Genomic DNA, 12,461 nt, shown 5'->3' with positions numbered 1-12,461 from the left:
CACTGCCTCCAGCGCCGCCAGCTGTTCGACGAACACACCGCGTTCCCCACCGAACTCGCTGCCGCCGCTTGACGCGTTGGCATCGTGAGGTGTCTGCTGTCATGCGCCGACTCTCCCGCGATCACCCAATCAGGAACCCTGTTCGAGCAGACCAACTCCGTGATCGATAAGCGGATGGCGTCTGAGAGACATCGACCGCCTTCTGGTTTGCGGAGAGCTGGTGCCAGCGGTCGGCCGGGGTAGACCTGATCCGTCGGCACCCTGGTACTCGGTAACCCGCACGACTCGCGGCAGACGATGCGCGAATCGCCCACCGCCGCCACATTGTGCTCAGCGTCGCCCAGGAAGCAGCTCACCAGCCGCGGTAGCTGGTCACTGAATCGGGCAAAGGCTCGTAAAACCGAATCGCGTCGGCGACGTAGAGTTATTCAAAGGCACCCATCGTGCCGTTCCCGTCAGGTTCCCATCTGGGACAAAAACGACCCTCCGTGGCACTCACGGAGGGTCGATATGTCCCATTACCTGGTACTTTCTGGTGCCCCCGGCAGGATTCGAACCTGCGACACCCGCTTTAGGAGAGCGGTGCTCTATCCCCTGAGCTACGAAGGCGACGGCGTTCAGTGTAGCGGGTGGGGCTGGTCCTTTACCGGTGGGCGGTCGGGGGTGGCGGGTGGGGAGCCGCCGCGGGGCAGTGGACGGCTGCTCCTTGTCGTCAGGCGCGCACCTCGTGCGCTTGACCTCGAGTTAGGTTCCGGTTCTACGTTCTGCTGCATGCCTCAGACAGCGCCGTACGCCACGACCAAGCCGCTCCCGCTCAGGATCGGCGTCCTCATCGGCAGTACCCGGCCGGGCCGCTTCGCCGACAAGGTCGCGCCCTGGTTCCTCTCAGAGATCCGTCGACGCGACGACATGGAGGTCCACGTGATCGACCTGTCCGAACCGGCCCTCGTCGACGAGCTCAAGCTCTCCTTCGAGCGAGCGGACGGTGGTGGTGGCGGGGACGACGCCCCGAAGCTCGCGCAGCGCATCGGCGGGCTCGACGGGTTTGTTGTGATCACGCCGGAGTACAACCACGGGTACCCGGCCTCCCTCAAGCTGGCCATCGACTACGTGTACAGCGAGTGGCGTGCCAAGCCGGTCGGGTTCGTGTCGTACGGGGGGATGGCCGGCGGACAGCGGGCTGTGGAGCAGTTGCGGCAGGTCTTCGCCGAACTGCATGCCGTCACCTTGCGCGACACCGTCGGCTTTCACATGGCCTGGGAGAGGTTCGACGAGCGCGGGCGGCCGTACGACGAGGAGGGGACCGCCAAGGCCGCCGCCGTTCTGCTGGACCAGCTCGCCTGGTGGGGGCTGACCCTGCGGGAGGGGCGGGCGGCCCGGCCGTATGACGGCTGAGGCAGCGGCCGGGAGCACCGGCCCGTCACGACAGCGGCACCCTCGTGAACCGGCCCGCCACCCTCAGGTCACCCTCGATCCGGTCCGCGGCCGCCCGCAGTTCCGGCAGGATCTCGGTCACGATCTCCTCCACCGTGCGGCGGGCCGCGTGCAGGGCCACGTTGGTGGCGGCGACCGTCCTGCCCGTGCGGTCGCGGATCGGGACCGCGATGGAGCGCAGGCCTTTCTCCAGTTCCTCGTCGACCAGGGCGTAGCCCTGGGTCCGTACGTCCTTCGGTTCGGCCCCGACGTCCGTTGCCAGCAGGACCCGCCCCAGTGCCGTCGCCGCGGCCGGCAGCCGTGCGCCGATCGTGATGTCGGCGGTCAGGACCCGGCTCGTGGTCGCCCGGGCCGTGTACTGGATCTCCTCGCCCGATGCCGTCAGGACCGCCAGTGACGAGGACTCGTGGACCCTCGCCGACAGATCCGCCAGGTGCGGGGTCGCGATGCGGGACAGGGAGGTACGGGACAGGGGCGGGAAGCCCAGGGACAGCACGCGGGGCGTCAACGCGAACGTGCGCTCGGTGGCGCCCGTCGTCACCAGACCCAGGTGCTCGTACGTGATCAGCGCCCGCCGTGCCGTCGCCCGGGCCAGCCCCGTCGCCTTCGCCACCTCCGTCAGCGTCAGCTCCGCCCGGCCCTCGCCGAAGGCCGTCAGGACGGTCAGGCCGCGGGCGAGGGACTCTACGAAGTGCCTGCCCAGCTCGTGCTTCGACGCCCCCGTCCAGACCGCCAGACCGGAAGGCGGCAACGGCACGGGCGTCGGCACGGACGCGGACCCGGCCTCGGTGCGCGTGTCGTCCAGCTCCTCCTCCATGCCCGCCACCGCTCTCCGCAGCCGCGGCAGCAGCGTCTCGCGCAAGTCCGCCGCCGAGTGCCGGCTCGTGTGGCTCACCACGCTCGCCACGCAGGCGACCCGGCCGGTTCCGGGATGCCGTACGGGTACGGACACCGCCACCAGGCCCGGCTCGATCAACTGGTCGTCCAACGTCCAGCCGTTCTCCCGCGCCCGTGCCACCGCCTGGACGAACTCCTCGTCCATACCCGCCCGTTCGCGCGGCGGTACGGCCGGGAAGGCCCGGTCCTGCGGGTCCGCCGCCCGGCGTGCCCGCCAGCCCTGCCAGTCCTCGTCCGTCCATTCCGTCGCGAACAGCGGGCCCGGCGCGGTGCGTTCGGCCGGCAGCAGGTCGCCGATGCGGAAGCTGAGGGACATGGCACGGCGGCGGGTGGCCTGGTGGAGGAAGCGGATGCCGTCGCGGTCGCCGACCGCCAGTGACACCGACTCGTCCAGCTCGTCGGCGAGGGCGTCCGCGCGGGCGCCGAGCAGTGCCGGGAGGCGCAGGGCGGACAGGTACGCGTTGCCCAGTTCCATCAGGCGGGGGGTGAGGATCACGTCCCGGCCGTCGAGGCGGACGTATCCCATGCGCGCGAGGGTGGAGGTGATCCGGTCGACCGTGGAACGGGCGAGGCCGGTGGCTCGTTCCAGCCCGCTCGCACTCATCGTCCCGCCGGCCTCGGTCAGTCGCCGCAGCACGCCGACCCCCCGGATCAGCGGGGCGACCGCCTCGGCGGGTACGGCGCCGGGTACGGCGGGGGAGCCGGCCGGTACGGCGGCGGTGCTCCGGGCCGGATCGGTTGGATGGATCGGATCGGTCGTGTCGGTCGTGTGGGTCGTGTCGGTCGGATCGGCGGGCATCGGTTCTCCCGTACGGCAGTCAGGGCAGGCCTACCGTATTCCGCAGCCCGCAGCCCGCAGCCCGCAGCCCGCAGCCCGCAGCCCAGTGGCCAGAGCATCCCCTACCCCCGGCTGACCCGTACCCGGTAGTCCCCCGAGAGCTCCGCCCCCGCCACCGCGATCCGTATGCCCTGCTTCGCGTCCCGGAACTCCTCCCCGGGGATGAAGGGCGCGTCGGAGAGTTCCGCGTGGACGTTGGGGCTGCGGGTGCAGCCGCCGCTGTCGCGGTGGGAGTCGTAGACGGTGACCGGGCCCCGGCCGGTGTCGATGTCGGCGTCGACCTTGTAGATGAGGATGCCGGGACGGCAGACCGTCTCGTCGTTGCCCTCGCGGGTGCGCAGTTCGACGGCGTATCCGGTGCGGCGGTCGAGGGGGACGAAGACGAGTTTGGTGCCGCCCGGGCGGGCCAGCGGGGTCAGGGTGTACTCCGTCGTCCCGGGCGCCGTGGCGCAGTTCACCTGGGGGGCGTCCAGCCAGCCGAGTTTCCACTTGTGCCAGGCGAGGAGGTCGTTGTTGGCGCCCCAGTCCTCGCTCATGATGTCCCAGTGGCCGACCGCGCCCCCGCCCTCCTGGGTGTAGAGGTCGGGCAGGCCGAAGACGTGGCCGTTCTCGTGGGGGAGGACGCGGTAGCCGGTGCGGTCGTAGGAGCCGGAGCCGTCGTCCTGGCGGGAGTAGACGAAGGACGCGTTCGACACGGGGACGCCGTCGGCGACCGGGGCCTCCGGGTTGCCGGCGAAGGTGACGGACAGGACGGTGTCGAGGGCGGAGGGGCCGGCGTTGGGTGTGACCAGCACGTTCAGAAAGTCGTACGACCGGAAGTCCACCTTGGGATCGGCTGTGGCGACGATGTCCTGGACCAGTTGCCGGTAGCCGGGGTCGAAGGGGGCCCCGCGCTCTATGCCGTAGGCGTGGAACGGTTCCGGCATGCGCAGCCAGTCGGTGACCGGGGTTTCCGGGCGGTAGTCGAGACGGCCGTAGGAACTGGTGCGGAACCATTGCTGGGTCTGCGGGAAGAACTCCCGGAAACGGTCGAGCGCGCTGCCCGGACCGGGCGCGTCGGAGAAATCGATCATCAGGGTGAGGGCGCGGACGGTGCCGGTGGAGCGGGAGTAGCCGCTGGGGGTGGGGACTCCTTCGGTCATCTGGACCGTCGGGCTGCCGCTGATCATGCAGGGGACGTGTGCGGAGGTGCGGGCCAGGGCGATGGGACCGGCACCGGCCGTGGTGGGGGCCGGTCTGAGGTGTCCCGTGCCGGCCGAGGTGCTGACCGCGAGGGTCAGCGCGGTCACGGACACGAGAGTGGCCGCGCGGCGCGGGCGTATCCGACGGCTCGGCTGCATGCATGGCCCCTTCGGTCCTCGGCAGCCGCCGATCTGAAGGCTGCGCCCTTTCGATCACCCTGTGGCGGGGGGTGCGCGGGCGCGCGCTGAAGGAGCCCGAACGTGGGTTTCAGGACGGGAGGGGCATGGCGTGGGGCACGCAGATGGAGGTGGACGGGGGTGTGACTCAGGTCACGCAAGATCTGTGGGCGGGTGGGAAATAACCGGGGACCACTTCCCCGTTTAGACCTGTGTCCGAGCGAAGCGGGGAGAGCTTCCCCGGATCGCCCGACACCAGCCGGACCGCACGACACCAGCACGCCCGGCACCACACCCGGCACCGCAGTCCTTGATCACGCGCCAACAGCCTTGGAGTACACCGTGCAGACCGCCACCCCCGTGCAGCGCAAGACGCCCCGGCCGCGTGCCGACGCCCTGCGCAACCGGGAGCGGATCGTCGCCGCCGCCCGGGAGATGTTCGTCGAACTGGGCCCGGACGTGCCGCTCGACGACATCGCCCGCCGGGCCGGCGTCGGCAACGCCACGGTGTACCGCAACTTCCCGGACCGGGACGCCCTGGTCCGGGAGGTGGTCTGCTCGGTCATGGACCGCACCTCCGAGGCGGCCGAGCGGGCGCTGATGGAGACCGGTGACGCGTTCGAGGCGCTGGCACGCTTCCTGCACGCCGCCGTCGACGAGCGGATCAGCGCGTTGTGCCCGATGGTCTCCAGCACGTTCGACCAGCACCACCCCGATCTGAAGGCCGCGCGCGAGCGCTGTGATCAGCTCGTCGAGCAGCTCATGGGCCGGGCCAAGGCGGCCGGTCAGCTCCGCGCCGACGTGGGCATCGGTGACCTGATGGTCACCGCGGTCCAGCTGGGCAGGCCCCCGGCCGGCACGGACTGCTTCAGCATCGACCGCTTCGTACACCGCCATCTGCAGCTGTTCCTGGACGGACTGCGGGCCCCGGCCCGCTCCGTCCTGCCGGGTACGGCCGTGACCATGGAGGACCTCCGCAAGGCCTGACCGATGAGTACGGCGCCTCGCGCCGGTCAGCACACCGACTTCCGCGGCCGTCGCCGATGACGGGCCATCCTCGCAGACACCCGAAGACACCCGAAGACATCCGAAGACGCTCGAAGACATCCGAAGACATTCTTTAGGCATCTCTTTCATCCCTTACGACTCTCGTCCCTCACGACACCTTTTTCCGTCACGAAGTCCCGAAGTGGGTACAAGCATGTCCGAAACAGCCGTAAAGGCGCCCGGCGTCCCTGATACCAATCGCTGGAAAGCGCTGACGTTCATAGCGCTCGCCCAGCTGATGGTCGTCCTCGACGCGACCATCGTGAACATCGCCCTGCCCTCCGCCCAGCAGGATCTGGGGATCTCCGACGGCAACCGGCAGTGGGTCATCACGGCCTACGCCCTCGCCTTCGGTGGTCTGCTGCTCTTCGGCGGCCGTATCGCCGACCTGTGGGGCCGCAAGCGCACCTTCGTCGCCGGTCTGGTCGGCTTCGCCGGCGCGTCCGCGCTCGGCGGCGCGGCCACGAACGAGGCGATGATGCTCGGCGCCCGCGCCCTGCAGGGTGCGTTCGGCGCACTCCTCGCGCCCGCCGCGCTCTCGCTGCTCGCCGTGATGTTCACGGAGCCCAAGGAGCGCGCCAAGGCGTTCGGCATCTACGGTGCGATCGCCGGTGGCGGCGGCGCCGTGGGCTTCATCCTCGGCGGCCTGCTCACCGAGTACCTCGACTGGCGCTGGACGTTCTTCGTGAACATCCCGTTCGCCGTCGTCGCGGCCGCGGGCGCGTACTTCGTCATCCGTGAGCCGGCCGGCGCCCGCAACCGTTCGCCGCTCGACATCCCGGGCGTCGTCCTGTCCATCCTCGGTCTGGTCACGCTGGTCTACGCCTTCACCCGCGCCGAGTCCGACGGCTGGGGCGACTCCACGACGGTCGGCCTGTTCGTCGCCGCGGCGGTGCTGCTCGCCGCGTTCGTCTTCACCGAGTCCAAGGTCAAGGCCCCGCTGCTGCCGCTGCGCGTCATCACCGAGCGCAACCGCGGAGGCGTCTACCTCTCCCTCGGCCTCGCGATCATCGCGATGTTCGGCCTGTTCCTCTTCCTGACCTACTACCTGCAGCTCGTGCTGGGCTACTCGCCGGTCAAGACCGGCCTCGCCTTCCTGCCGATGATCGGCGGCATGATGGTGGGCTCCACGCAGATCGGCACCCGCCTGATGACCCGGGTTCCCCCGCGCCTGCTGATGGCCCCGGGCTTCCTGGTCGCCGCGGTCGGCATGCTCTTCCTCACCCAGCTGGAGATCGGCACCTCGTACGCCAGTGTCATCCTGCCGGGAATGGTGCTGCTCGGACTCGGCATGGGTACGGCGTTCATGCCCGCCATGTCCCTGTCCACGCACGGTGTCGAGCCGCGTGACTCCGGTGTCGCCTCCGCGATGGTCAACACCTCGCAGCAGGTGGGCGGCGCGATCGGCACCGCCCTGCTGAACACGATCGCCGCCTCGGCGACGACGGCGTACATCAAGGACCACATCGGCGGCGCCGGTTCCCAGGCCCAGCAGCAGCTGGTCCAGCTGGAGGGCCAGGTGCACGGCTACACCAACGCGATCTGGTTCGCCGTCGGCATCCTGGTCCTGGCCGCGACGATCGCCGCGACCTTCATCAACACCGGCCGTCCGGAGACCGGCGTGGTGGCCGGCTCCGGTGAGGGTGCGGACGACGAGATGCGAGTGCCGGTGATCGCGCACTGACGGCGACCACCCGGTCGTAACCCTTCGGGCCACAGGTACGTACGGGGAGGGGACGCCTCGTACGTACGACCCACCGGACCTGCCCCGGCTGCGCTCAGCGGAGCCAGGGCAGGTCCGCACCCGCTTCGTTCGGCTGAAGTCCCTCGGCGACGATCTGCATGATCTCGCCGAGGGATTTCTGCTGTTCCGGGGTGAGCCGGTCGAACAGCGCGTTCCGTACGACCGCCACATGGCCCGGCGCGGTCTGTTCCAGCGTCTGGAGGCCCTGGTCCGTGAGGACGGCGAACTGGCCCCGCTTGTCGGAGGGGCAGTCCTCGCGGCGTACCCAGCCGTTCTTCTCCAGGCGGGCGATGGCGTGCGACAGGCGGGAGCGGGTGATCTTCGCGTCCTTGGCCAGTTCAGTCATGCGCAGCTGCCGGTGCGGGGACTCGGCGAGCTTGACGAGGAGACCGTAGTAGATGTGGGGCATACCGGCGTCACGCTGGAGCTGACGGTCCAGGTGGTCTTCGAGGAGGTAGGTGGCGTGCAGGTAGGAGCGCCAGACGAGCTGCTCCTCTTCGGTGAGCCAGCGCGGCTCTTCAGCGGGTGCGGATGCCGTGTTCATGTACTCCACTGTACGAGTGCTCTCCTTGAATGTTAAACAAACGAGGCGTACCCTCGGAGATGTCATAGCTTGAGGTTTCAAGCGAATCAATGAACCATCGTGTACCGCCTCACATGCAGATTCTTCCGGAGGGAGCAGCAGTCATGTCCGCCGCCACCGAGGAGCGGATGCCCGCCCTCTACCTCAGTCACGGTGCCCCGCCCCTGGCGGACGACCCGGTCTGGCCCGGAGAGCTGGCCGCCTTGTCGGCCGGACTGCCGCGGCCCAAGGCGATCCTCATGGTCTCCGCCCACTGGGAGGAGGCCCCGCTCGCCCTCGGCGCCACCGAGCCCGTCCCCCTCGTCTACGACTTCTGGGGCTTCCCCGAGCACTACTACCAGGTGACGTACGCGGCTCCCGGCGCCCCCGAACTCGCCGCATCGGTACGGAAGTTGCTACGCACGGCCGGGACACCCGTCCAGGACATCCCGGACCGCGGCCTCGACCACGGCGCCTACGTCCCGCTGGTGGAGATGTTCCCCGAGGCCGACATCCCGGTCCTGCAGGTCTCCATGCCGACCCTCGACCCGGTCCGCCTCATGGAGATCGGCCGCAAGCTCGCGCCGCTGCGCGACGAGGGCGTGCTGATCGTCGGCTCCGGGTTCTTCACCCACAACCTGGCCGCGCTGCGGCACACGGGCGGGGGAGTGCCCACCTGGTCGTCCGAGTTCGACGACTGGGGCCGCCGCGCCCTGGAGACCCGTGACTGGGACGCCCTGCTGGACTTCCTCCACAAGGCTCCGGCCGGCCGGTACGCCCACCCGCGCACCGAGCACTTCGCCCCGCTGTTCGTGACCATGGGTGCGGCGGACGTGGCCGGTGAGCTGGACTCGCAGAAGTCCGTGATCGACGGGTTCTGGATGGGGATGGCGAAGCGGTCGGTGCAGTTCGGCTGATCGGTGCAGTTCGGCTGAGGAGTGGCCCGGGGCCGGGTCCGGGGCCGGGTCCCGGTCTCGGTCCGCTAAAGATCCTTCTCGTACCAGGCCACGTCCCAGTAGCGGCCGAACTTCCGGCCCACCTCGCGGTACGTGCCGACGTGCCGGAATCCGAAGCGTTCGTGCAGCCGCGCGGACGCTTCGTTGGGCTGTGCGATACCCGCGTAGGCGCGGTGCAGGTCCTCGCCGGACAGGGCCTCGAAGAGGGCCTTGTAGAGCATCGTGCCGACGCCGCGGCCGCCCGCGTGGGGGGCGAGGTAGACGGTGACTTCGACGGAGGTCGAGTAGGCGGGCTTCGCGCGATAAAGGCTGGATGTGGCGTAGCCCAGAATCTCCTGTGTGTCCGCATGCGTGGCAACCATCAGGCGATGCGGGCCGTCTTCAGGGTGGGAGAGCAGCCAAGGGCGGCGTTCCTCCGGAGTGAAGACCGCGGTATCGAATGTGATGGACGTCTCACGAACGTAGTGGTTGTAGATGTCGGTGAGAGCGACGAGGTCACTGTCGACTCCCGGCCTGACCTGCACCTCTGTACGTTCCGACGGCATCGCTCCTCCTCGTGTGGCCGGGCAGGATACTGCATGATCAGAAAAATACAGGGGTGGGTTGGGAATTCTGTCCGGATTCCAGTCGTTGTTTCCATCGGATGCAGGGCACCCGAGGAGAGTGCCGAGTGTCTGACAGGACCACCCGCTGACCTCACCATCGCAAGGGAGCACGCATGGCAACCCGTGCCGTCGCCCGTCGTCAGTCCGCCACCGGCGGGACCGACGCGGCAAGCAGTGTTCGCACCCATGGCGGCGAGATCGCCGACCGCGACCTGGTCGGCATGTATCTCGACGAGATCGCGCGCACACCGCTGCTCGACGCCGCCAAGGAAGTCGAGCTGTCCCAGATCATCGAGGCCGGTGTGTTCGCCCAACAGCTTCTCGACGGGTTCGAGGAGTCGAAGTCGCACGCGACCCGCGAGGAGCTCGAGGCCCTGGTGGCCGACAGCGAGCGGGCCAAGGACGTCTTCATCCGCTCCAACCTGCGTCTGGTCGTCGCCGTGGCCCGCCGCTACCCCCGTAGCGGCCTCCCGCTCCTCGACCTCATCCAGGAGGGCAACGCCGGCCTGGTGCGCGCGGTCGAGAAGTTCGACTACCGCAAGGGCTTCAAGTTCTCGACGTACGCGACCTGGTGGATCCGTCAGGCGATCACCCGCTCGATAGCGGACCAGTCGCGCACCATCCGGCTGCCCGTCCACCTGGTGGAGGAACTGGGCCGGATCCGGCGCGTGCAGCGCGAGTTCAACCGCGAGCACGGCCGCGACCCGGAGCCCGCGGAGATCGCCGCCGAGCTCGACTCGAACCCGGCCCGCGTGACGGACGTCCTCGACTGGGCCCGCGACCCGGTCTCCCTGAACATGCCGGTGGACGACGCGGGCGAGACCCAGTTCGGCGACCTCCTGGAGGACGCGTCGGCGGTCTCCCCGGAGCAGTCCGTCCTGACCCTGCTGCGCAGCGAGGAGTTGGACGACCTCATCGGCCGCCTCGACCAGCGCACGGCCTCCATCATCAAGATGCGGTACGGCATCGAGGACGGCCGGGAGCGCACGCTGACCGAGGTCGGCAAGGAGCACGGTCTGACGCGCGAGCGGATCCGCCAGATCGAGAAGCACGCGCTGCTGGAGCTGAAGAAGCTGGCGCGGGACACCGGGTTCGACGCGGCGGCCTGACGTCCCGCGCGGGCGCGGCGCCGGGGAGCGTACGACCGTCGGCGGCCGCGCACGCCGGGTGGCGAAAGACAGCGCAAACATGGCGTTGTAACGCCGCTTCAACCGGCGGAGCCAGGGAACAAGACTTCAGGGTCCAGGAGTTCGAGCGGGCCGGGACCACGTCCCGCCGCCGGACTCCGCGGCCCCCGACCCACCGAGCCACGTCCCGACGCACACCCCCCCCGGCGCCGGGACGTTCCAAGCCGGGCTTCGGCGCCCTCCCCCCCCGGGCGCCGAGGCCCGGCTCACTTCTGTTCCCCGCGCGCCGGTTCCGCGCTGTGCCGGCCGGGTGCCCGACAGGCTGGTAAGGCCCGACAGACTGAAAGGCCCGACAGGCTGAAAGGCGGGCCACCCCGTACCTGAACCCCGGGGTGACCCGCCGGATGGCAGATTCTGTCACATGGGCATAGCCTGCCGAACGTGAGCAGCCCCACCCACCCCGTTTCGGCGACCACCGTCTCCCTCACCGAACGACGCAAGGCCGCGACCCGCATGGACATCGCCCGAGCGGCCGCCGGACTCTTCGTGAAGCACGGCCTGCGGGCCACCCGGGCCGAGGACATCGCCCAGGCCGCCGGCATCGCCCCGCGCACCTTCTACCGCTACTTCGCGACCAAGGAGGAGGCCGTCGCCCCGCTCTACGCGGCGGGCGCCCAGCGCTGGGCGGAGGCGGTCCGCGAGGCACCCGCCGAGCTGTCCCTGCCGCAGGCCCTGGAACACGCGGCCCGCCACACGTTGACGCCGGGCGTCGGGGTGTCCGCGGCGTCCTGGGAGTGGGTGCGCACCCTGATCCGGCTGGCGGAGGCCGACCCGGGGCTCGGAAAGGTGTGGGCGGAGGTGTGCCGGTCGGCGGAGCGGACGCTGGCCGACGTGTTGGCGGAGCGGCTTGCGCCGAGTGACGACAACGTTGCCGCTTCCCTCGCCGTCGCGCCCCACCTGCGTTTCGCCGCCGCGGTGGCGAGTGCCGCGGTCCGTACGGCGGTCGAGGCGTGGGCCACGGGAGACGCCCCGGCCTCCGGATCCGAGGGGCCGGCGGAACTGGCGCTACGTCACCTCGGGGCACTCGGCGCGTTCCCGTGGGTGGAGCGCAGGGCCTGAAGGGCGGACGCGATGGCTGAACACCCGGGTTCTGGTGCGCTGTTGGCCCGTCTGGCGGCTCGTCGTGGGCTCGGCATCAGGGCGTTGGCGGCGGAGGCCGCGGTCCCCGAAGCCGAGCTGCGCCCGGTGTTCGACGGCGCGGCACCGAGCCCCGCAGTGCTGCACCGGCTGGCTCCCGTACTCGCCCTGCGCGTCCCGGACCTCTTCGTGATCGCCGGGCTGGAACCGCCGCCGGACTGGGCCCCGTTGGACCCCCTGGCGGGCGGCCGTGTCCCCTGGATCGCGATGCGGTCGAGGGAGCTGTCGCCGGAGCGGAGGAGCGCACTGCTCGCGTTCGCCCGTGCGCTGCCGCAGGAGGCGCGGACGCGGCCGGAGAGGACGCAGGACAGGCGGACACCGCCCGAGTACGAGCGGTACGCACCAAGCTTCGGCGCGATGCTCGTCCGGATGCTCGCCCTCCGGAACCTGACCTGGGCGGGCGCGGCCAAGGCGCTGTACGCCGTCTCCGGCCCGTATCTGTCCGCGGCCACCGTCGGCCAGGTGGGGCGCGGCCGCAAGGAGCTCACCCCCGAACTGCTGGTGGCCTTCGCGAACGCCCTCGGTGTCGCCGCCGCCGACCTGGCGGCCCTGACCGGCATCGAGCTGCCCGACGGCCCGCCGCCGCACGACCCCGCGGTGGCCGACGCGGCCGAGCTGATCTGGGAGGCACGTCGGCTCCGCTGCGACCAGGTTGCCGAGGTCCGGGCCAGGCTGGAGGCGCTGCTGGAGGCGTGA

Annotated in this window: 11 protein-coding genes and 1 tRNA gene; 7 read left to right on the top strand and 5 right to left on the bottom strand. The window is 70.2% G+C overall.

Going from position 1 to position 12,461, the window contains the following annotated elements; genetic code table 11:
• Nucleotides 1-533: 533 nt before the first annotated feature.
• A tRNA-Arg gene (locus ACZ5XS_RS31145) sits at nt 534-609 on the bottom strand.
• Nucleotides 610-771: 162 nt separating this feature from the next.
• Between ACZ5XS_RS31145 and ACZ5XS_RS31140 the strand changes: the two genes are divergently transcribed.
• Entirely contained in the window at nt 772-1,395 is a 624-nt protein-coding gene (locus tag ACZ5XS_RS31140) for an NADPH-dependent FMN reductase (protein ID WP_468656905.1), read from the top strand.
• A gap of 25 nt (nt 1,396-1,420) precedes the next feature.
• On the opposite strand, the gene ACZ5XS_RS31135 is transcribed toward ACZ5XS_RS31140, so the two are convergent.
• Nucleotides 1,421-3,130 (bottom strand): IclR family transcriptional regulator domain-containing protein, encoded by a 1,710-nt coding sequence (locus ACZ5XS_RS31135; protein WP_468656903.1) that lies wholly within the window; start codon nt 3,128-3,130, stop codon nt 1,421-1,423.
• A gap of 101 nt (nt 3,131-3,231) precedes the next feature.
• Nucleotides 3,232-4,509 (bottom strand): M6 family metalloprotease domain-containing protein, encoded by a 1,278-nt coding sequence (locus tag ACZ5XS_RS31130; RefSeq protein ID WP_468656901.1) that lies wholly within the window; start codon nt 4,507-4,509, stop codon nt 3,232-3,234.
• A gap of 360 nt (nt 4,510-4,869) precedes the next feature.
• Between ACZ5XS_RS31130 and ACZ5XS_RS31125 the strand changes: the two genes are divergently transcribed.
• Entirely contained in the window at nt 4,870-5,514 is a 645-nt protein-coding gene (locus ACZ5XS_RS31125; RefSeq protein ID WP_468656900.1) for a TetR/AcrR family transcriptional regulator, read from the top strand.
• A gap of 214 nt (nt 5,515-5,728) precedes the next feature.
• Complete coding sequence (locus ACZ5XS_RS31120) at nt 5,729-7,258, top strand: MFS transporter (protein WP_468656898.1); 1,530 nt, start codon at nt 5,729-5,731, stop codon at nt 7,256-7,258.
• Between the two features lie 94 nt (nt 7,259-7,352).
• Here the strand turns inward: ACZ5XS_RS31120 and ACZ5XS_RS31115 are convergent, their stop codons facing one another.
• On the bottom strand, nt 7,353-7,862 hold the full coding sequence (locus ACZ5XS_RS31115) for a MarR family winged helix-turn-helix transcriptional regulator (RefSeq protein ID WP_468656896.1): 510 nt from the start codon (nt 7,860-7,862) through the stop codon (nt 7,353-7,355).
• 143 nt (nt 7,863-8,005) lie between these two features.
• Here ACZ5XS_RS31115 and ACZ5XS_RS31110 point away from each other — a divergent pair, with 143 nt between their 5' ends.
• Entirely contained in the window at nt 8,006-8,797 is a 792-nt protein-coding gene (locus tag ACZ5XS_RS31110) for a dioxygenase family protein (RefSeq protein WP_468656895.1), read from the top strand.
• A 65-nt stretch (nt 8,798-8,862) separates the two neighbouring features.
• Here ACZ5XS_RS31110 and ACZ5XS_RS31105 read toward each other — a convergent pair whose 3' ends face one another.
• Nucleotides 8,863-9,381 carry a GNAT family N-acetyltransferase gene (locus ACZ5XS_RS31105; RefSeq protein WP_217236212.1) on the bottom strand — a complete coding sequence of 173 codons (519 nt, stop codon included), beginning with the start codon at nt 9,379-9,381 and terminating at the stop codon, nt 8,863-8,865.
• Between the two features lie 173 nt (nt 9,382-9,554).
• On the opposite strand from ACZ5XS_RS31105, the gene ACZ5XS_RS31100 reads away from it, so the two are divergent.
• From ACZ5XS_RS31100 to ACZ5XS_RS31090, 3 genes are all read left to right on the top strand, one after another.
• The gene (locus ACZ5XS_RS31100) at nt 9,555-10,550 is read left to right on the top strand and encodes a sigma-70 family RNA polymerase sigma factor (protein WP_217236211.1); all 996 of its coding nucleotides are present in this window, start codon (nt 9,555-9,557) and stop codon (nt 10,548-10,550) included.
• A gap of 531 nt (nt 10,551-11,081) precedes the next feature.
• A complete protein-coding gene (locus tag ACZ5XS_RS31095) occupies nt 11,082-11,687 on the top strand; it encodes a TetR/AcrR family transcriptional regulator (RefSeq protein ID WP_468656913.1) in 606 nt (201 codons plus the stop codon).
• A gap of 12 nt (nt 11,688-11,699) precedes the next feature.
• Complete coding sequence (locus ACZ5XS_RS31090) at nt 11,700-12,461, top strand: hypothetical protein (protein WP_468656892.1); 762 nt, start codon at nt 11,700-11,702, stop codon at nt 12,459-12,461.

This window comes from Streptomyces sp. NPDC033131 (assembly GCF_055578365.1).
This window is presented reverse-complemented; position numbering and strand designations above follow the sequence as displayed.